Here is a 20685-nt window from a genome sequence, read left to right as displayed (position 1 = left end):
AAACGGGGGTCAGTCCCATATGTCGGGCGGCTCTCTTCTTTTATACAGACTCTTGTTTTTCAGCGCCGAACACGGACATGGCGAGCAATTCACTGACATCATAAGTGCCGATACGGTCTTCGGCTTCTTTCGCTTTTGTTCCGTCGCCGAGCATGGTCAGGCAGTAAGGACAGCCGGAGCTGATGACAGTCGGGCTGACAGAAAGCGCCTGCTCGGTCCGGGCCGTGTTGATTCTCGCTCCCGTTTCCTCTTCCATCCACATAAGCCCGCCGCCGGCGCCGCAGCACATTCCATTTTCACGGCTGCGCTCCATCTCTTTCAATTCCACGCCCGGAATGGCTTTTAAAATAACCCTCGGCGGGTCATACACTTCATTGTATCGGCCTAAGTAGCATGAGTCATGGAAGGTAATCGTCTCATTTACCGGGTGAAGCGGTTTTAGTTTTCCTTGCTCTACCAGCTCGGCTAATAATTCAGTATGATGATAGACTTCCGCTTGGAATCCGAAGTCCGGATATTCATTTTTGAACATGTTATAGGCATGCGGGTCGATCGTGACAATTTTTTTGATTCCGTGTTTTTCGAATTCGGCAATGTTATTCTCCGCCAGCTCCTGGAACAGAAACTCATTGCCCAAGCGGCGCGGCGTATCACCTGAATTTTTTTCTTTATTGCCAAGGATCGCGAAGGAAACGCCGGCTTCGTTGAGCAGTTTCGCGAAAGCGATCGCAATCTTTTGGCTTCTGTTGTCATAGGAGCCCATAGAACCGACCCAAAACAAATATTCAAACTCTTTCTCTTGTTTTTTCATTTCTTTGACTGTCGGTATCTCTGTATCAGCTGCCTGTTCCCGCCAGCTTTCCCGTTCTTTTCGGTTTAAGCCCCATGGGTTTCCCTGCCTCTCAATGCTTGTCATCGCCCGCTGAGCGTCGCTGTCCATTTTCCCTTCCGTCAGTACAAGATAACGGCGCAAGTCGATGATTTTATCGACGTGTTCATTCATGACGGGGCATTGGTCCTCACAGTTCCGGCATGTGGTGCAGGCCCAAATTTCTTCCTCCGTGATGACCTCGCCGATTAAGCTCGGATTGTAGTCAATGGCTGCGGCCGCTTCCCGCGATCCGCCTCCTGCGGAAGCCGCGGCAAGCTGATTCGCTTTCGTATGCTGAAAGACTGGCGCAGGCACCCACGGCGATTTTGACGTCACGGCCGCGCCTTTTTCTGTGAGATGGTCTCTGAGCTTGATAATCAAATCCATCGGAGAAAGCATTTTGCCTGTTCCCGAGGCCGGACACATATTCGTGCAGCGCCCGCATTCCACGCACGCATACAGATCGACCAGCTGGGAGCGGCGAAAATCTTCAATCTTTCCGACGCCGTAGCTTTCTTTCGTTTCATCAGTAAAATCAATCTTTTCCAGCTTCCCTCTTGAATCTAACCTGCTGAGAAACACATTGGCCGGACCTGCTATTAAGTGTGCGTGCTTTGATTGCGGCACATACACTAAAAAGCTGAGCAGGAATAAAAGATGAAGCCACCATGAGACATAAAACACGGCCGCTGCGGCAGGCTTCGTGAGACCGCCAAGTATGAACGCAATCGAGGAAGCGATCGGCTCAGTCCAAGACAGGGAATGATCGTGCCACAAAAGATTCATGCCGTTTCCGAGCAGAACCGTTACCATCAGGCCGCCGATGAACAGCAGCACAAGCCCTGCTTTAAAACCGCGTTTCAGTCTGACGAGCTTCTCGACGTAGCGGCGGTAAAACGCCCAGACGACCGCAACTAAGATAAGAAACGTGACGATTTCCTGAAAAAAGGTAAACGCCGGATAAACCGGGCCGAACGGCAAATGCCGGTCTGGCAGCAGCCCTTTCATAATAAAATCAATCGCGCCGAACTGTACGAGAATAAAGCCGTAAAAAAACAGAACGTGAATGATTCCGCTTTTTTTATCTTTCAGTAACTTTTTCTGCCCGAAAACATTCACCCATATCATCTGTAAACGTTCTTTCAGGCGTTTATCAAATTCTTCCCTTTGGCCGAGCTTAATATAAGCCACCCTTGTTCTGATTAAATAAACGAATAAATAAACGGCGTAAGCGGTTACAGCTAAGAACAGCAGCGCGTTTACAGTGAGAAAAGCGTTCATCTTGTCTCCCCCTTTGTTCTGATTCCCCTCTTCCAGTATTATCTTTATCATAAATAATGAATGAGTGTTCAGTCAATAATTAAATTTACGATCTCTGGGCACACTACCTATACTTCGGAAAGGAGCGTCGGTATGAAGGTCTTATTTGTGTTGCTTGTCATTTTTATCATTCTGATCGCACTTGTGCTGCTTGATACGCTGATGGGCCGTGCTGCGTACAGAAAAAAAGCATACGAGCCTGTTTTTTCGCCTAAAAAGAGTGACATTGAGCTTATTCACTGCGGCGATGAGCTTGTGAAACGGATGATGGCTGATATCCGCCAAGCCGTCTCTTCTATTCATATGATGTTTTTTATTATGAAGAACGACCAAGTCAGCCATGACATGTTTCATTTATTAAAAGAAAAAGCACAGGCCGGTCTCTCCGTCTATTTGCTGCTCGATTGGGCGGGCGGCCACCAAGTGAAAAAGCCGGAGATCCAAACGATGAAAAAAGCCGGCGTTCACGTGCATTTTTTGAATAAGCCGCGCTTTCCGTATCTTTTTTTCCGCCTGCAAAAGCGGAACCACCGGAAAGTGACCGTCATCGACGGCAAAATCGGCTATGTAGGCGGTTTTAATATCGCGAAAGAATATCTCGGCAAAAAAGCCAAATTGGGAAACTGGAAGGATTATCATCTGCGGATGACCGGCGAAGGCACGGCGGATCTGCAAACCCTTTTCTTAAGCGACCTTAAGCGGAATACCGGAAAAACGGCCGAGTCTTCGGAGGTTTACCCTCCGCTTCCGCAAGGGAATATCTCTCATAGGATTTATGCGTCTGACGGCTTCTCACTTGAAGAACATTATGAGAGCTGCATTCAAAAAGCGGCAGAAAAGATCATCATCTGCACGCCTTATTATATTCCGAGCAAAAAACTTCAAGAGGCAATTATCTCAGCCTGCCGACATGGCGTTACGGTGATCTTAATGGTGCCGATGAAGTCAGACCATCCGCTCGTCCGGGAAACAGCCTTTACGTATTATCCCGAGCTTCTTGAAGCCGGCTGTCTGATCTACCGTTATTATCAGGGCTTCTACCATGCGAAAGCCATCATCATTGATGACCGAATCAGCATAATCGGCACGCCGAATTTTGATAAACGGAGCCTGTTTTGGAATGAAGAGGTCAACGTTACCATTCATGATCAGGCTTTTACGGCAGAAGTGCTCTCAACCATCAATCAGGACATCAAAAAATCCGAGCTCCTGACAAAAGAAAAAGTGAAAAACCGCTCCGTCAGACAGCTTCCTGCGGAATGGATCGGCAAGGCCATATCTTACTTTTTATAAAGGAGAAACATTATGCTGTTCAGATTTGGATTCGTCTCAAACGCTATGAGCCTTTGGGATGCGTCCCCTGCAAAAACCTTGACGTACGCCCGTTATACAAAACTGCCTGTTGAAGAGCGGAAAGAAGCACTGCTTTCTGTAACGAAGGCTAATATTATCAACACGCTGCGCACCATCCATTACGTCATCGGCCACGGAATTCCGCTGTACCGGTTCTCAAGCTCAATTGTTCCGCTTGCCGCCCACCCGGATGTGCTGTGGGATTTTGTCACACCATTTTAACAGGAGTTTCGGGAGATCGGCGAGCTTGTCAAAAAACATCAGCTCAAGACAAGCTTTCATCCGAACCAATTGACGCTGTTTACGAGCCCGAAAAAAGCGATTACCGCTAATGCGGTCAGGGATATGGCTTATCACTGCCAGATGCTTGAGGCAATGGGAATAGTTGATCGCTCAGTCATTAATATTCATGTCGGAGGCGCATACGGAGATAAAAAAAGCGCCCTTGACCGCTTCCGCCTGAATATAAAGGAGCTGCCGGATTTCATAAAACAGCGGATGACCTTGGAAAATGATGATAAAACCTATACATCGGAGGAAACGCTCGGCGTTTGTGAAAATGAGGGGATTCCGTTCGTCTTTGACTATCACCATTTTTATGCAAATCAGGCCGATGACGCCGATTTAGATGATATTCTTCCGCGAATGATCAGCACGTGGCGGCGGATCGGTTTAAAGCCGAAAGTGCACCTTTCCTCACCGAAATCAGAATCGGCGATCCGCAGCCACGCCGACTATGTCGATGCAAACTTTGTCCTGCCGCTCTTGGAACGGTTCAGGCAATGGGAGACTGACATTGATTTTATGATTGAAGCAAAAGAAAAAGACCGGGCGCTGCTTCGCCTCGTCGAAGAATTAAGCGCCATCCGCGGCGTTAAACGCCTGGCGGGAGGTGTGTGGAAGTCATAGACAGGTTTATCACCCGGTGAAAAGGGGAACGACACACAATAACAGACCATCATTATGGAGGAAAAGAACATGAAAAACATTACATCTCTGAAAATAGCTGCTCAAGCGTTTACGTTAAGAAATTTAATCCAGCTTTATCAGCTCTGCCATACAGGCAGCCATGAACTTTATATCTACTCCAAAAAAACGATGTGCAAAATAAAGGATATTATTGAACTTGAAACCTTCAGAATGGCTCACAAGGAACAAGAATATTTAATTGTGGTGGAAGGAAAGAAAGCGGTTCAGCTCATCGATAAATTTAAAAATATAATAGAGCCTTCGCAAAAAGAAGCGCATTAAACCAGATTACATAGAAAAAAGGATAGACCGAGGACGGCAAAGCCGCCGGGTCTATCCTTTTTTGTTTATTGCAGAGCCATCTCACCGAATTGGGCTTGATGCAGCCTGCTGTACATGCCGCCTGATGCAAGCAGCTCGCTATGGTTCCCCTCTTCCGCGATGCCTTCTTTTGTGACGACAATGATCCGGTCCGCATGTTTAATTGTTGCCAGCCGGTGAGCGATGACAAGCGTCGTGCGCCCTACAGACAGCTCCTGCAGCGAGTTCTGAATGGCGGCTTCCGTTTCTGTATCCAGCGCAGACGTAGCCTCGTCCAAAATCAAAATAGACGGGTTTTTTAAAAACATTCTGGCGATGGAAAGACGCTGCTTCTGACCGCCGGAAAGCTTCACCCCGCGTTCGCCGATGACCGTGTTTAAGCCGTCAGGGTAATTGTTTACTAAGTCTTTTAAATGCGCCTGTCTTGAGGAATGTGTCAGGTAGGTTAAACTTAAAGACAGCCCCGCCGTGCCGCCAGTCAGCACATGGGAATGCCGAAGTGTGAGCACGCCTGCGCTCGTGATCAGACAAGCAAGGATAATCAAACAGATTCTCTTCATACTTCTCCCTCCCCTCCATGGAAAATATTTTCATATATTAAATTATCAGCTTTCTTTCCTGTTCAGCAAACGGTTCGGCAGAAAATCTCTTCAATTTTCAGGTAAACATAAAAACATCCCTGCCATAGGGCAGGGATGTCTGGGATATTACATTTTTTCAGGAGCAGATACGCCGATGATGCTAAGCGCATTGTTGAGCGTGATTTGTGTCGCTTTCATTAAAGATAAACGCGCCCGGCTTTTTTCCTGATGATCAGGATCAATTACTTTTTCAGCGTTATAGAAGCTGTGCAGTGCAGAGGCCAGCTCGTAAATGTAGTTGGTTACGCGGTGCGGGATGCGTTTTTCCGCCGCTTCCGCCACAGCCTCCGGGAACCCGCCGATCGTTTTCAGAAGGTCGTATTCTTTTTCAGTGGAAATGCCGCTGAAATCAAGGTCTTTGCCAGGCTTTAAACCCTGCTCTTCACCTTGGCGAAGCATGCTGCAAATTCTCGCGTGCGCATATTGCGCGTAGTACACAGGGTTTTCATTTGATGTCGATACTGCAAGATCCAGATCAAAATCCATATGTGTGTCGGCGCTGCGCATCGCGAAGAAATAACGGACGGCGTCAAGGCCGACTTCTTCGATCAGATCACGCATCGTGACAGCTTTCCCCGTACGTTTGCTCATTTTCATTTTCTCGCCGTTTTTATATAAATGAACGAGCTGAATGATTTCCACTTCTAATGTGCCTTTTTGATATCCGAGCGCTTCAATCGCCGCTTTCATTCGCGGAATATAGCCGTGGTGATCCGCGCCCCATACATTAATCAGCTTGTCAAAACCGCGATCGAGCTTGTCTTTATGATAAGCAATATCAGGCAGCAGATACGTGTATGAGCCGTCTTTTTTGATCAGCACGCGGTCTTTGTCATCACCGAATGTTGTGGACCGGAACCAAGTCGCGCCGTCCTCTTCATAGACATGCCCCGTTTTCCGAAGCGCCTCAAGCGCTTGATCAATTTTTCCGTTTTCGTACAGTGACGTTTCAGAATACCATACGTCAAAAGGCACTCGGAAGTTTTCCAAGTCTGTGCGAAGTTTATCAAGTTCGACCTTTAAGCCGTATTCGCGGAAAAACTTAAGACGCTCGCTTTCGTCTTCATTGACGAACCGGTCACCGAATTCTTCAGCAAGGCGTTTCCCGATTGCGATAATATCTTCGCCGCGGTAGCCGTCTTCAGGCATCTGCTTTTCAAGGCCGAGCGCTTCGAAATAACGGACTTCGACTGAAAGCGCCAAATTGTTGATTTGGTTCCCCGCATCATTAATGTAGTATTCACGGCTCACGTCATAGCCCGCTTTAGATAGCACGTTGCACAGCGCATCACCGACTGCCGCTCCGCGCGCGTGGCCTAAGTGAAGGTCTCCGGTCGGGTTGGCGGACACGAATTCCACTTGAATTTTCTCGCCCTTTCCGACATTTGTCTCACCGTATGCTTCACCTTGTTCAAGCACTGACGGGATGAGTTTCGTTAAGTAGCTGTTATTCATGTAGAAATTGATAAAGCCCGGGCCTGCGATATCCAGCTTTTCAATGGAAGCCTTGCCCTTATCAAATGAAGCCACAAGCTCCTCGGCAATTTGGCGCGGGGCTTTTTTTGCGACTCTTGCCAGCTGCATCGCCATATTGGTTGAGTAGTCACCGTGGGTTTTATCTTTCGGCGTTTCTAACAGTACGTTTGGTATCTGGCTTTCTTCCGCCAGTCCCGCTTTCAGGACGGCCGCTTTAATTTCTTCCTTCAGCACGTCCTTCATTTGTTCCGCAATATTCATGCCTTTGCTTCCTCCCTATATCGAATCGTCATGTTATGTACATGTTCTTGGTTTTCGCCTACAATCATCGTATATGTCATCTTGACGGAGCCCTGGGGACCGCCGACATCTGAATGTATGTCCTTTGTTTCCGTTTGCAGCTTCATTTGGCCGAACGGCAGTTTATATTGAGTGATAGTCGAAGCCCCGGGTATGAACCGCTGTTTCATTTGAATGGCGCCCGACCTCATCACGAGAATCTCTTTTTCTGTGATTTTGACGACTGTTTTAATCTTGCCTAAATCGTGTTCTTCATGATAGGTAAGATAAGTTTTGCCGTTTCTCACGTAATAGAATCCATCCGATGTAAATTCAACTGACTCTTCCTCTGAGCCGTTCTGAATGAATGAATGAACATGAATGGCAACTGGTGTCTCCTGTCTCATGCTGACACTTCCTTTTCATCATCCCGCTTAACCTGAATAGTATAAGCATTCAAGGGAAAAAGTTCAACCGCTTCCTTCTATCTTACCATCTTTGCTGATTGGTTTTGAAGATAAACCTTATAAAAAGCTTTCTGTGAAAAAAGAGGGACGAGATATCAATTATACGTCCCTACGTTTGGATAAAACATACATCTTGCGACTCAGCTTCTCTCCACCAGTAAAATCGTCTACATTGCAATAGCAGACGGACCTGCGCCGACCGGGATTACGGTTACAGCTGTATAGTCACTCGTACGATACACCATCACTGTATTGTCATAAAGCTGGGCCGCATAGATATAATCATTGTCCGGCGTTACTGTCAGATCAACAGCTCCCGGCAGTGACACGTTTGCAATCATTCTTTGCCTTGCTGTATCGACAACAGTCAAATTGTCAGTAAGAAAGGGATCGAAATATGGTTCCAGAAAATAAGCGCGGGTGCTGTCAGGAGAAAATACGATTGCATTCAGAATTTCAAAAAAACGGTTAAAGTCAGAACCCCCGCTGAACGTTGATAAATTGATTTCAGTTACACTTTTCGGAAACAATTCACCGTTCAACACATAAGCAAAATCTCCGGCAAACGGGGTTTCAATCATACTCGGATATTCAAATGTGTCGATCATTCTGTCGGTCAGCCGGCCAGTATTCAAATCATATTTATCTATTGACCAAGAAACCGGGTTAGTCGTATAGGCAAACTGTCCGTTAGGATCAAGCGCAAAATCCTCACCGCCCGGTACCGGTATCACATTGATAATAGATTGAGAGGCAATGTTAATCATATAGATGGAACCGGAGGCCAGAATATATGCAGACCCGCCGGTTGATTCAAATTGAATTTTTCTGGGCGCACCTCCGAGCGTTATGGTATGTGTAACGGTCAATGTTTCATTATCAATGACAGAGACAAAATTGGTATTCCCATGAAGGACATACGTATACGCTTTATCACGTGTGACGCCCAAACCAGTCGGAACATCAGAGAAAGAAATGGTTTTCACAACGGCATTTAATGCCGCATCAATCACAGAAACCGTTCTGTCGTTACTATTAGCAGTAAACACGTATGTTCGGGGCTGTGGTTTCGGGGCAAAAATAATCGTTCCGGTTACCGTCAGCGGGCTTCCGTAAAAAGGCGGCACAACCAGGATATCTTCTATTGTGATGTGGCTGAAATCAGGACAATCATCAGACTGAGCGGAATAATAAACGATTTGGTCGATAGCTTCTGTATGAATAACGGAAATAGCCCCATTTCCTTGTCCATATTGATTACGCACAGGAGATACACTGACAAGAAGCGTAACTGTTCCTTGCAGCCGCACCGCATAATTCATGCTAATATCCTCAGGCGCCGGCCCGGTCCAAGTTAAGCAAGGTTCACTGACACAGGAAAGATTGTCCGGGTTCCAAGTAACAGTCCCGACAGCTTCAGCGGAATCAACGACAAACCCCTCCGGAACTTCAATCGGCACTTGAAACACCGCTTCACGGCTGATTTCTTCATCGCAAAAGCATAAACAATCCTCTTGTGCCATTTTTGCTTTTTCTTTAAAGGAAAGCTCGTTCTTTTTCATACCTTCACTTCCTTTTCAGAAATCACTGCTTATACAATTCAAAAAGGGGGAAATCCTAAGTCAAATTGCGATTTCATTCGGTGAAACGCCAAGTGAAATGACAGTTTCTACAGTGTAATCTTCAGTGTTATAAACCGTAATGATTTGTTCAGTCCAATGAGTCGTATACAAATATTGTCCATCCGGGGTAAACGTAAGGTCACTCACAACAGCCGGTGCAGATAAATGGCCTAAAACAGCTGCACCATTAGGTCTTACAGCATATACATTATTAGAGAAATCATCGAATAAATACACCTCTGAGCCGCCCGTGAACAGCCGATATTCCCCTTCATACTCCAATTCTATTGTCGTGACAATAGTAAATGTGTCTAAGTCAATGATGCTTACATCATTGAAAAAGAATTCTTGTTCTAATACATAGGCATAACGCTCCGGCGGACTGATTTCTATAGAGCTGAGGATCAGATCCCTCGGTATTGTTCCTGCGGCCTCTCCGGTATTTAAATCGATTCTGACAACTGAGGCACTAGAGGAATCAATCACATAGGCATATAATCCATTGGGATCAATCGCCAAGCTGGCGGGATTGCCATCGATAACAATTGACCTTTCAACGATCAGCGTGCTAAGACGGATCACAATAATAGAGGTGCCGGCGAGCACATATGCAAATTCATGTTCAGGCAAAAATGCAATGGATTCCGGCTGCTGGTTAAGCAGGATAGACGCGGTAACGGTCAATGTCCTGTTATCAATCACGGAAATCATATTATGATCATAATGCAATACATACGTATAAGCTTTATCTGGCGTGACCTCTATTCCATAAGGCTGATAAGGAAGAGAAATCTTTGTTACGACTGTATAGGTATTGGTATCGATGACAGAAACGGACTGATCAATTGAATTCGATGTAAAAGCGTAAACCGGCTCCGGTTCCGGGACAAGTATGATCGTTCCCGTCACACTTAAAGGGCTCCCGTAAAACGGCGGAACGACTGCAATATTTTTTATGGTCACCTGGCTTAGCTCCGGGCAATCATCAGCCTTATCCGTATAATAAACAACCTGATCGACGTCCGTTGCGTGAAGTACAGAAATAGCCCCGTTCCCTTGTCCATATTGGTTACGTACAGGAGATACACTGACAAGGAGTGTGATTGTTCCTTGAAGCCGCACCGCATAGATGACTCCAATATCATTACGTGACGGGCCTGTTTGGATCAAGCAAGGTTCAAGAACACACGAGAGATGATCAGAATTCCAAACAACCGCCGCCTCTGCTGCAGCGGGCTCAACGGCAAACCCCTCCGGAATTTCAACCGGCACTCGAAACGGCGCTTCACGGTTGATTTCTTCTTCACAAAAGCACAAACAATTCTCCAGCTGTCCGTCGGTCTTCTTTTTAAAGGCAAGCTCTTTCTCTTTCATTTGCTTCACTTCCTCCTGAAGACGTAACTGCCATGCTATACAGCAGTAATAAATAGATTACGGTGTCTCCGGGAAATTGCTTGTACAGTTGATGGAGGATAAAGGTTTGTTTTCAGCACGTGATAACAGGATCATGCGGTCGGCGAAAAAAAGATTGCGGTATTTTTGCGCTTTCCGCCCGAATGAAAATGATAAAATATGTCATATAAATAATGTGGAAGGGAGGGATTCAGAATAGCAGCGAGTGTTTTATCGTCTTCAGCGGTTGGAGAAAAAATCAACGAATGGTACATGTACATCCGAAGGTTCAGCATCCCTGATGCCGAATACTTGCGGAGAGAGATCAAGGAAGAACTTGCACGCATAGAAGATGACCAGGACCTTCACCTGTACTATTCTCTCATGGAATTCCGCCACAACCTGATGCTCGAATACCTCGAACCGCTGGAATCACAGCGGATTGAAGAGCAGCCGAGACTATCGGATCTGCTTGCGGATATTGATAAGAAGCAGGCCCGGCTGACTGGACGGCTTGATTATTATTTTAATTTTTTCCGGGGGATGTATGAATTGGAATGCCGTGAATACCTCACTGCCATTCAGTTCTTCAAAAAAGCTGAAAGCAAACTGGTTTTTGTTAAGGATCGAATTGAAAAAGCCGAATTTTATTTTAAGATGTCAGAGTCTTATTATTATATGAAGCAAACTTATTTTTCTATGGATTATGCCCGCCAGGCTTATGAAATTTATAATGAACATACAACTTATAATATAAGGCTGCTTCAATGCCATTCCCTGTTTGCGACCAACTTTTTAGATTTAAAACAATATGATGAAGCGATACAGCACTTCAAAAAGGCATATGCTATGGCTGAGGCAGAACAACAGCCTCAATTAATGGGCCGGACTCTTTATAATATCGGACTTTGTTTTAACAGCCAAGTAAACTATGAATCAGCCATTGATTACATAAAAAGGGCAATAGCTGTGTTTGAAGATGGGAAAATCATTCCTTCACTCCCGCAAGCCTATTTCTTAATTACACAAATACATTATAAACTGGGAAATATGGACTTAGCCCGGCACTATCACAACAAAGGCGTATCATATGCAGAGGAAGCAGAAGATTCTTTATATATAATGGAGTATGAATTTTTAGAATCTTTGTATGTTAATGAACCTGACGAAGAAGCCATTTCAAAATGTTTTGACTTTCTCAAAGCCAAGATGATGTATGCTGATCTTGAAGATTTTGCCTTAGATGTGGCAAAATATTATCACGAAAGAGAAAATTTCGAGAAAGCTTCAGCATATTTCTTAAAGGTAGAAGAAACAAGACAGCAAATTCAAGGAGGTGTAAAATTGTATGAAATTGAAGTATAAATTAGTTCTTACATGCTTAGCAATAGGTGCTGTTTTTGTTTCAGCTGACATTGCAAATGCACCCGAACACCAATTTGAAGTTGCACAGCGCGGGATGATTTAATCGTTTGCAATGTGACAACGGCCGGCATTTTCCGGCTGTTCTCTTTCCCTATCATTGGTTCTTTTTACGTTTCGAAAAAAGCCCGGAACAAAGGCTAAAGACCTTATCATTCCGGGCTTCATTTCTTCCTCTATTTCACAAACCCAAGCAGCATCTCACGGATCATCTTGCTTGCCGTGTTTGCCGTTTGTTCTGAATGGTCGTAGACCGGTGCGACTTCTACCAGGTCGGCGCCTTTTACGTTTACTTCTGAGCGCGCGATTTCATGGATGGACGCGAGCAATTCCTTAGAGGTAATGCCTCCTGCGTCAACCGTGCCCGTTCCCGGCGCGTGGGCGGGGTCGAGGACGTCGATGTCGATCGTGACATAGACCGGACGGCCCGCTAGCTGCGGCAGCACTTTTTTCAGCGGCTCAAGCACTTCAAATTTAGAAATGTGCATGCCGTTTTCCTTCGCCCATTCAAATTCTTCCTTCATCCCTGAGCGGATGCCGAACGAGAATACGTTTTGCGGTCCGATTAACTCAGCCGCTTTGCGGATCGGCGTGGAGTGGGAAAGCGGTTCCCCTTCGTAATCCGTACGCAGATCGGTATGCGCGTCAAAGTGGATGATGGCAAGGTCCGGAAACTTCTTGTGCATGGCTTTAAAGACAGGCCACGACACAAGGTGTTCGCCTCCCATTCCAAGCGGGAACTTCCCTTTTTCTAAAATGCTGTCCACGTATTCCTCGATCATATCAAGGCTTTTTTGCGGGTTGCCGAACGGCAGCGGAATGTCGCCGGCGTCAAAGAAATTCAAATCAGCCAGATCGCGGTCGAGATACGGGCTGTATTCCTCAAGGCCGATCGATACCTCACGAATTCTTCCGGGGCCGAACCGTGAGCCCGGGCGGTAGCTGACCGTCCAATCCATCGGCATGCCGTAAAGGATGGCGTCCGCCTCTTCCCAATCAGGGCGGCTTGCGATAAATACTTTTCCTGAATATGCTTCATCAAACCTCATTGTAAAACCCTCTCTTCCCTTTAAAAAAGCGCAAGATTCGCTCCTGCGCCGTACGTTTTTATTTAATCAGGTCACTCACAAATTTCGGCAGGACAAACGCCGCTTTGTGAAGCTCTTTCGTGTAATATTTCGTGTCAATATCAAAGAAACGGCTGTCTTCTACTTCAAGCGGATCGTACTTTTTAGAACCGATCGTAAATGTCCACAGACCGCTTGGGTATGTCGGGATATTCGCCGTATACAGACGTGTGATCGGGAAGATTTCTTTCACGTCACGCTGTACATTTGTGATCAATTCAGGCGTAAACCATGGGTTGTCCGTCTGCGCGACGAAAATGCCGTCTTCTTTTAACGCTTTGGAAATGCCGGCGTAGAAGCCTTTTGAGAACAGATTGACAGCCGGTCCGACCGGTTCTGTTGAGTCTACCATAATAACGTCGTATTCATTTTCAGACTTTGCGATGTGCATGAAGCCGTCATCCACTCTCACGTCTACGCGCGGATCTTCAAGCTTGCCCGCGATAGATGGAAGGAATTTTTTCGAGTATTCGATTACCTTGCCGTCAATGTCAACAAGCGTCGCTTTTTTCACGCTCGGATGCTTCAGAATCTCTCTGATGACGCCGCCGTCGCCGCCGCCGACAACGAGGACGTTCTCCGGATTCGGGTGCGTAAATAACGGTACGTGCGCGACCATTTCATGATAGACGAACTCGTCTTTTTCTGACGTCATGACCATTCCGTCTAAGAACAGCATATTTCCGAATTCTTCCGTTTCCACCATTTCTAAATGCTGAAATTCCGTCTGTTCTGTATGTAGTGTTTTATTAACCTTCAATGTAATGCCGAAATTCTTCGTTTGCTTCTCCGTGTACCAAAGCTCGCTCAATTGTCATCTCCCTTTCAAGGCTGTATTTCATTTATTGTAAGCGTCTGTTTTCGCTTTTATTCCCGGTTACAACTCATTTTCACCTAAGGAAAAAGTATAGAGGATGGAGGGGAAAAAGTAAAGATGTGTCCGCCTCTTGATGTTTAAAAAACCCCCTTTTTTCACATAATAATAGAATCATGAAAAAGGGGGTTCCCAAAAGTGGATAAAGTATCAAGAAAACAGCTCAGAATAACGCTCAAAACCGTCCGCGCCTGCATATTTCTCACACTGCTCGGCGGGTTGCTGACAGGTGTTTGCATCACATCCGTTCTTCTTGCAGCCAAATGGCAGGGCGCCCCCTCCGTCCGGGTCCCTCAGTCCACGATCCTTTATGCAAATGACGGCTCAAAGCTCGGCGAAACCGATTTTGGAGAAAAGCGTTATTGGGTGCATTTAAAAGATATCAATCCGACGGTGATAAAAGCCGCCGTCGCCGTGGAGGATCAAAATTTTTACCGTCATCACGGCTTTGATTACCGGCGTATGGCGGCAGCTGCGCTTGCCGATGTGAGGGCAATGGCCAAGGTGCAGGGCGCAAGCACCATTACCCAGCAGTACGCGAGAAATCTTTACCTTGAGCATGATAAGACGTGGAGACGGAAATGGAACGAAGCGTTTTATACCATCCGCCTTGAACAAAACTATTCTAAAAACGAGATTTTAGAAGGTTATTTAAATACGATTTATTACGGACACGGCGCTTACGGCATTGAAGCCGCCTCCCGCCTGTATTTCGGCAAGCACGCAAAAGATATAACCGATGCAGAAGCCGTGCTTTTGGCAGGCATTCCGAAAGGCCCGTCCGGCTATTCGCCTTATGTGAACGAAATGAAAGCCAAGCAGCGCCAGGAAACCATCCTCCGCCTGATGACAAGTCAAAAGATGATCACAAAAGCAAGAGCGGACAGCCTGAAGAAAGCGCCGCTGATCTATCGCCCGCTGCAAAACAAATCCGCAGCGAAAACGGCGCCTTATTTTTATGATGATGCGATGAAAGAGCTTGAAAAAAAGCTCGGCATGACACGGGAGCAGCTGGCTACAAGCGGATTGCGGGTCTATACGACGCTTGACAAACGCCTGCAGCGGATCGCGGAAAACACTGTGGCAAATACGATGAACACCGGCTCGGACATTCAGATCGGGTTTTCAGCGATTGATCCGGCGACAGGGCGTGTGCTTGCCCTGCTTGGCGGACGCGATTACGAAAAAAGCCCGTTTGACCGCGCCACTCAGGCAAAACGCCAGCCTGCTTCGACCATAAAGCCTTTACTGTACTACAAAGCGATTCAAAGCGGATTTACGCCCGTTACACTGATGAAAAGCGAAGAAACAGAGTTTCAGATTGACGCAAACGGAGATACCTATTCTCCAAGCAACTACAATGGCTATTACGCGAATAAACCGATTACCCTGCTTCAGGCGCTTGCTTTATCTGACAACATTTACGCCGTGAAAACCCACCTCTTTCTCGGCATGAACAAGCTCGTATCCGCTGCAAAGGAATTCGGCATTACCGAGCATTTAAAGGCTCTTCCGTCGCTGGCGCTCGGAACTGAGCCCGTACGTCCGATTGAAATGGTCAATGCCTACGCCATGCTCGCAAACGGCGGAAAACGAATCTCCCCCGCCTTTATCACAAAGGTGACCGATACTGCCGGCCATGTGTTGTATGAACAGCCGCGCAAGCATCAGCAGGTTCTCGATAAGAAAGCGGCTTTTGTAACGGCAAGCATGATGACGGGTATGTTTGACCAGGATTTAAACGGCTACACGTCGGTCACCGGGCGCACCATTTCCGACAGGCTGACACGAACCTACAGCGGTAAATCAGGCACAACGAGCGCCGACAGCTGGATGATCGGCTTTAATCCCGAGCTCGCCGCAGGCGTATGGACAGGCTATGACAAAAGCAGCACGATTGATTCGGTAGAGGAAAAAGGCTATGCAAAGAAAATATGGGCGGACTTTATGGAGAAGGCGCTTGAAGGAGAGCCGGAAATGGCCTTTAAACCGCCGAAAGGAGTGACCGGCGTTTACATTGATCCGGCTTCCGGATACACTTCCGGGCCGGGCTGCGCCGCGAAGCATTATACGTATTTTATCACTGGCACAGAACCCGCAGATGTGTGCTACGGACCGGAGCCGTCTAAAAAAGCAAAGGAGCATGCTCCGGGCCGCAAAGAGCATCCTCGCAAAAAATGGTGGGACAAATGGCTTGGGAAAAAAGAGTAAAAAAACCCGGCACATTGTGTGCCGGGCTTTATTCGTCCTTCTCCGCAAGAACCCACGGAAGCTCAAGCGAAAAATCAAGATGAATGATAGGTTCGGGAAACCCGTCCGGTATAAAAAACTTTGTATGAGGCAATGAAAACGAGAAGCGGACATCCCCTGCCCTCTCAACATGAAATTTAGGATGGCCTTCCGGCAAACGGCCGACAATCGGGTAGCTCCCTATATAATGATGAAGGCCGTTTTCCTTTCCGCACTCTCCCAAGTCATTGCATAAAGAAGGATTGATGCCGAACTGCTTAAACAAAGCCGTTATTTCGGCAGAAAGATGGTTTATTGCCTCGTAAAAGTTCCGGCAGTTCCCGCATTCACAAAGGTCGGGCCATGCTTTTTCATATTGTTTTTTCGTTTCGGTTACATCGGCTTCAATGATCCATGGCCCGATTTGAAATATAGTGAACATCATATACCCCCGCATAACATGAAAAACCCCGAGTCTTGGTTCGGCTCGGGATTTTCCATGTCCTGATTCTGTAACAACAGTTTACTCAAAAGGATTGCGGAATAGTGCAAATATTTATAAAGTTCACAAAAAGTTCACAAATTACTTTTCTTCTTGAAGCAGACCCGTTTTCAATTCGTCGGACGAACGGTCCCACAGCCCTTGGTCGTGCTTCTGCAAAAATTGAGCAAGCACATGTTTTGAGCTGTCATCCATTTTGTCCACGATGATATGGCGCTTCATTGATTTATCCATTAAATTCACATGCTCCGGCAGTGACTTATAGCCTCTTCTGATGCTTCTGTCCACCGTCATTTCGCAAGCAGTCACTCCCGCGTAATAAGGGCCTTCCTCTCTTCTGTCAATGGTTACCCATACGAGCCAGTACGGTTTTCCGTTCGGCACTTCATCCTTATTCGGCAGGAATTTGATTCCTTTTTCCACGACACTGCGGGCGTGCATCGCACCGATATCAACGAAGGCTTCCTTTTCCTCCACATCGACAAACACCGGAGAAATATTATCGAGGCTCAGCGCCCCCGCACCAAAACCGCCATGGCCGTCGGTCGGATCACTTTTAATGATGTTAAACCCGATTGATTTCTTCTTTTTTCCTTCTTCCATGAAAAAACCCTCCTACAAAAGCGGTTGAAATATAGCTGCAAACAGCCTAAGAATTAAGTCTCTGCCGTTGCTCAACAGAGGCCACACGACATAAGAACCGACAGGCGTCACGAACAGCACCAAGAAAACGATAATGCCGTAGCTTTCAAATTGAGTCATTTTGGCGCGCACCCGCTGCGGCACGAGATCTTCAATGATCCGGTAGCCGTCAAGCGGAGGGAGCGGCAGCAAATTGAATAAACATAACGCGAGATTGAGCTGAATCCAAATGGAGAAAAACTGGTCCAGCCCCGTGCTGAATGCAGAAAGCAGCTCCATTCCGTAAGCATGCATCAACACTAACAAAAAGAAACCGATAAAGGCAAGAAGCAGGTTACTGACAGGCCCGGCCACAGAAACAAGCACACCTGCCAGCCGCGGGTTTTTAAAGGCGCGGCGATTCACCGGCACCGGACGGGCCCAGCCGAATCCCGCCACTAAAATTAAAATCGTTCCGAATACATCAAGATGCTTAATCGGATTGAGCGTTAATCTTCCCTGTCTCGCCGCGGTATCATCACCAAACCGATACGCGACATATGCATGCGCCAGTTCATGCATCGTAAATGCCACGATTAACGTAATCACGACATAGGGCAGAAGCTCCAGCGGATAAAATAAAAATCTGTCCAAATGTAAAAATCCCCTTTTTTAAGAAATGCAAGAATGTTCTCTATTCAGTATACTATAAGAGACCTCTCTTCCCAAAGAGAGGAAACGATAAAGGAGGATCAGCACCATGCCGCTCGTAACCGTTAAAATGCTGGAAGGCCGCACAGATGAGCAAAAGCGAAATCTGGTTGAAAAAGTAACAGAAGCCGTAAAAGAAACTACCGGCGCTGCCGAAGAAAAGATCATTGTCATGATTGAAGAAATGAGAAAGGATCATTACGCCGTCGCCGGTAAACGGATAAGCGATACGGAGTAAATCCCGATAAAGGCCAGCGCTGCGCCATGCAGGCTGGCTTATTTCATCAATTTTTCAATCAGGGCGAAAAAGGTTTTCTTTTCATCTTCCGTTAACACTTCGAACAGCTCATCGATTAACATCTGCCTGTTTTCAATCATTTGCACGGCCGCCATTTTTCCCGATTCAGAAAGCGACATCCATACCGTGCGTCGATCTTCGTTATTTCTCGACCTTTCTACAAACCCTTCCTTTTCTAAATGGTTCAGAGCAGTTGTCGTGGCAGAAGGAGACAATGTGACCTCCTGCAATATATCCTTAATCGTGCACGTGCCGTGCCGATAAATAATCCTGAGAATAAATCCTCTGATATTGTTTATACTTTTCGGGATCGTTGCCTCATCTAACTTCTTCGTGCTTTTCAAATATTTTGTGAGGGCGTGATCCAGTACATTTGCTTGCAATTTATCGTACTCCATGCAGAAACTCCCCATTTCAAGATGCATCCATCATAATCTGAATGTTTTTTATTACATTTTACTGATACCTTGCGGAGAAAGTCAAAATTCCGGTCGGAATGCCCGCAACTTTTATCCTGCCCTTCACATACCATTGTCTCTCCTTTTTTCTAACGCCCCTATTATGCAATGCTGGTTTTATAGACATGATTCAGGTAAAATCATTAAGGATGACTGCGGTTGTCGGGAAGGTTAATTTGATCTGCTGCGGCAACAATACGATTAGAAAAGAAACGGACCAGACGGGAAACAGAACACAGGATTATCGATTACACAGAAGATGTGACACGGGTAAAAGCCAAAGAGCCCCTCTTGGCTTTTGCTTTTTGGATGGAGGGATGCGTGTTGCGGAATATCCTACAAAAAAAAGACATCACCCAGCTGCTTGAACAAAGCAAAAACAGGCAGACTGCCAAAACGATGGGTGGATTTGATTTAACATTACTGGGCATCGGCGCCGTTATTGGGACAGGCGTCATGGTCCTTACAGGCATTACGGCCGCAAAAAACGCCGGGCCTTCCGTTATCTTTTCTTTTATCATTGCAGCTGTTGTCTGCAGTCTCGCAGCATTATGTTACGCCGAAATCGCTTCTGTCCTCCCTGTATATGGAAGCGCCTATATTTACTCTTACACAACCATGGGGGAAATTGTAGGCCATTTAATGGGATGGACGCTCTTATCAGTTTATATGGTGACGGCGTCAGCGGTGGCGAGCGGCTGGTCAAGTTATTTTAATAATCTGTTAGCGGGAATCGGCCTGCCTTTGCCGGACAGTCTTCTCCACGTGCCAAGCCAGGGAGGCATTGTCAACCTTCCCGCCATCATCATTACTTTATTGATTGCCGCCGTGCTTTCACGCGGTTCCAAGGAGAGCAAAACCTTTAATAATGTAATGGTTCTCGTGAAAATAGGAATTGTTTTGCTGTTTATCATAACAGGAAGCTTTTTTGTGAAGCCCGGCAATTGGCACCCTTTTATGCCTTTTGGAGTGAAAGGCGTTATCACGGGGGCATCTGCCGTCTTTTTTGCATTTCTCGGTTTTGACGCGATTTCCGCTTCGGCTGAAGAGGTCAAAAAACCGCAGCGTAATCTGCCGATCGGTATTATCGGCTCACTGCTGATTTGTACATTGGTGTACGTGATTGTCTGTCTGGTCATGACGGGGATGGTTCCGTATTCACAGCTCAATGTGCCGGAAGCCATGTCTTATGTATTACAGTCCGTCGGACAAAACGCGGTGGCAGGCATTATCGCTGTCGGCGCGATTATCGGGCTTATGGCCGTCATTCTTGCCAATACATACGCAGCGACCCGTATATCCTTAGCGATGGCAAGAGACGGCATGCTGCCGAAAATCTTTACCATTGTCGGAAAGAAATCAGGGGCGCCGGTATGGAATACGTGGTTGATCGGCCTGATCAGCGCGTTCATTGCCGGTTTTGTTAACCTGAAGGAGCTGTCAGACCTCGCGAATATCGGCGCATTATTGACATTCGCCATGGTCAGCCTGTCAGTGCTGATTCTCCGCCGCACCCATAAGGATCTCCAGCGGGGATTCAAGGTGCCGTTTGTACCCGTGCTGCCTATTTTGGCCATGGTCTGCTGTTTATTCTTAATGATCAACCTGCCGCTGAAAACGTGGCTTTATTTCGCCGTCTGGCTGATCGTCGGCGCGGTGGTTTACTTTTTATATTCGTACAAGCACAGCACATTAAAAAAATAAACAAAACCAGGCCCGCTTCGTGCGGCCT

18 protein-coding genes and 2 pseudogenes are annotated in these 20685 nt (G+C 46.6%); 8 read left to right on the top strand and 12 right to left on the bottom strand.

Annotation, left to right across the window (positions count from 1 at the left end; genetic code table 11):
* Positions 1 to 40: 40 nt before the first annotated feature.
* Complete coding sequence (locus AXI59_RS05685; protein ID WP_061522505.1) at positions 41 to 2152, bottom strand: (Fe-S)-binding protein; 2112 nt, start codon at positions 2150 to 2152, stop codon at positions 41 to 43.
* Positions 2153 to 2284: 132 nt separating this feature from the next.
* Between AXI59_RS05685 and cls the strand changes: the two genes are divergently transcribed.
* The 3 genes and pseudogenes from cls (at position 2285) to AXI59_RS05670 (ending at position 4795) form a co-directional block, all read left to right on the top strand.
* Positions 2285 to 3484, top strand: coding sequence for a cardiolipin synthase (cls, locus tag AXI59_RS05680; RefSeq protein ID WP_061527637.1), 1200 nt, complete (start codon positions 2285 to 2287; stop codon positions 3482 to 3484).
* 12 nt (positions 3485 to 3496) lie between these two features.
* A pseudogene (gene uvsE / locus AXI59_RS05675) lies at positions 3497 to 4453 on the top strand (UV DNA damage repair endonuclease UvsE).
* 69 nt (positions 4454 to 4522) lie between these two features.
* Entirely contained in the window at positions 4523 to 4795 is a 273-nt protein-coding gene (locus AXI59_RS05670) for a hypothetical protein (protein ID WP_061522503.1), read from the top strand.
* A gap of 65 nt (positions 4796 to 4860) precedes the next feature.
* On the opposite strand, the pseudogene AXI59_RS05665 reads toward AXI59_RS05670, so the two are convergent.
* From AXI59_RS05665 to AXI59_RS05645, 5 genes and pseudogenes are all read right to left on the bottom strand, one after another.
* Positions 4861 to 5259, bottom strand: a pseudogene (locus AXI59_RS05665) (ATP-binding cassette domain-containing protein); the annotation flags it as partial.
* A gap of 282 nt (positions 5260 to 5541) precedes the next feature.
* Positions 5542 to 7212: an arginine--tRNA ligase gene (gene argS, locus AXI59_RS05660; RefSeq protein WP_061527635.1), complete on the bottom strand. Its 1671-nt coding sequence runs from the start codon at positions 7210 to 7212 to the stop codon at positions 5542 to 5544.
* Positions 7209 to 7637 carry a YwiB family protein gene (locus AXI59_RS05655; RefSeq protein WP_061527634.1) on the bottom strand — a complete coding sequence of 143 codons (429 nt, stop codon included), beginning with the start codon at positions 7635 to 7637 and terminating at the stop codon, positions 7209 to 7211. The genes argS and AXI59_RS05655 overlap by 4 nt, the downstream gene beginning before the upstream one ends.
* A gap of 227 nt (positions 7638 to 7864) precedes the next feature.
* On the bottom strand, positions 7865 to 9259 hold the full coding sequence (locus AXI59_RS05650; protein ID WP_061522499.1) for a YncE family protein: 1395 nt from the start codon (positions 9257 to 9259) through the stop codon (positions 7865 to 7867).
* Positions 9260 to 9319: 60 nt separating this feature from the next.
* Complete coding sequence (locus tag AXI59_RS05645; RefSeq protein ID WP_061522498.1) at positions 9320 to 10693, bottom strand: YncE family protein; 1374 nt, start codon at positions 10691 to 10693, stop codon at positions 9320 to 9322.
* 234 nt (positions 10694 to 10927) lie between these two features.
* Between AXI59_RS05645 and AXI59_RS05640 the strand changes: the two genes are divergently transcribed.
* Together AXI59_RS05640 and AXI59_RS05635 are read left to right on the top strand one after the other, a co-directional pair.
* Entirely contained in the window at positions 10928 to 12076 is a 1149-nt protein-coding gene (locus AXI59_RS05640; protein ID WP_167348360.1) for a response regulator aspartate phosphatase, read from the top strand.
* Positions 12060 to 12179: a PhrC/PhrF family phosphatase-inhibitory pheromone gene (locus AXI59_RS05635; RefSeq protein WP_061522496.1), complete on the top strand. Its 120-nt coding sequence runs from the start codon at positions 12060 to 12062 to the stop codon at positions 12177 to 12179. The genes AXI59_RS05640 and AXI59_RS05635 overlap by 17 nt, the downstream gene beginning before the upstream one ends.
* A gap of 130 nt (positions 12180 to 12309) precedes the next feature.
* On the opposite strand, the gene speB is transcribed toward AXI59_RS05635, so the two are convergent.
* Both speB and speE read right to left on the bottom strand, forming a co-directional pair.
* Entirely contained in the window at positions 12310 to 13182 is an 873-nt protein-coding gene (speB, locus tag AXI59_RS05630) for an agmatinase (RefSeq protein ID WP_061522495.1), read from the bottom strand.
* 58 nt (positions 13183 to 13240) lie between these two features.
* Positions 13241 to 14071: a spermidine synthase gene (speE, locus tag AXI59_RS05625; RefSeq protein WP_061522494.1), complete on the bottom strand. Its 831-nt coding sequence runs from the start codon at positions 14069 to 14071 to the stop codon at positions 13241 to 13243.
* 201 nt (positions 14072 to 14272) lie between these two features.
* On the opposite strand from speE, the gene AXI59_RS05620 reads away from it, so the two are divergent.
* Positions 14273 to 16345 (top strand): transglycosylase domain-containing protein, encoded by a 2073-nt coding sequence (locus AXI59_RS05620; protein WP_061527632.1) that lies wholly within the window; start codon positions 14273 to 14275, stop codon positions 16343 to 16345.
* Positions 16346 to 16373: 28 nt separating this feature from the next.
* Here the strand turns inward: AXI59_RS05620 and AXI59_RS05615 are convergent, their stop codons facing one another.
* The 3 genes from AXI59_RS05615 to AXI59_RS05605 all read right to left on the bottom strand — a co-directional run bounded on the left by AXI59_RS05615 (position 16374) and on the right by AXI59_RS05605 (position 18140).
* Positions 16374 to 16805, bottom strand: a complete 432-nt coding sequence (locus AXI59_RS05615) for a hypothetical protein (RefSeq protein WP_061527631.1) — start codon at positions 16803 to 16805, stop codon at positions 16374 to 16376.
* Between the two features lie 141 nt (positions 16806 to 16946).
* Positions 16947 to 17468, bottom strand: a complete 522-nt coding sequence (locus tag AXI59_RS05610; RefSeq protein ID WP_061522491.1) for a YwhD family protein — start codon at positions 17466 to 17468, stop codon at positions 16947 to 16949.
* Positions 17469 to 17480: 12 nt separating this feature from the next.
* The gene (locus tag AXI59_RS05605) at positions 17481 to 18140 is read right to left on the bottom strand and encodes a site-2 protease family protein (protein ID WP_061527630.1); all 660 of its coding nucleotides are present in this window, start codon (positions 18138 to 18140) and stop codon (positions 17481 to 17483) included.
* Positions 18141 to 18246: 106 nt separating this feature from the next.
* Between AXI59_RS05605 and AXI59_RS05600 the strand changes: the two genes are divergently transcribed.
* Complete coding sequence (locus AXI59_RS05600) at positions 18247 to 18435, top strand: 2-hydroxymuconate tautomerase (protein WP_003151042.1); 189 nt, start codon at positions 18247 to 18249, stop codon at positions 18433 to 18435.
* Between the two features lie 38 nt (positions 18436 to 18473).
* On the opposite strand, the gene AXI59_RS05595 is transcribed toward AXI59_RS05600, so the two are convergent.
* The gene (locus AXI59_RS05595) at positions 18474 to 18893 is read right to left on the bottom strand and encodes a MarR family winged helix-turn-helix transcriptional regulator (RefSeq protein ID WP_061522489.1); all 420 of its coding nucleotides are present in this window, start codon (positions 18891 to 18893) and stop codon (positions 18474 to 18476) included.
* 384 nt (positions 18894 to 19277) lie between these two features.
* On the opposite strand from AXI59_RS05595, the gene AXI59_RS05590 reads away from it, so the two are divergent.
* Positions 19278 to 20657 carry an APC family permease gene (locus tag AXI59_RS05590; RefSeq protein WP_061522488.1) on the top strand — a complete coding sequence of 460 codons (1380 nt, stop codon included), beginning with the start codon at positions 19278 to 19280 and terminating at the stop codon, positions 20655 to 20657.
* The last annotated feature ends 28 nt before the right edge of the window (positions 20658 to 20685 follow it).

It is taken from the genome of Bacillus nakamurai, from assembly GCF_001584325.1.
Classification (GTDB): Bacteria; Bacillota; Bacilli; order Bacillales; family Bacillaceae; genus Bacillus; species Bacillus nakamurai.
This window is presented reverse-complemented; position numbering and strand designations above follow the sequence as displayed.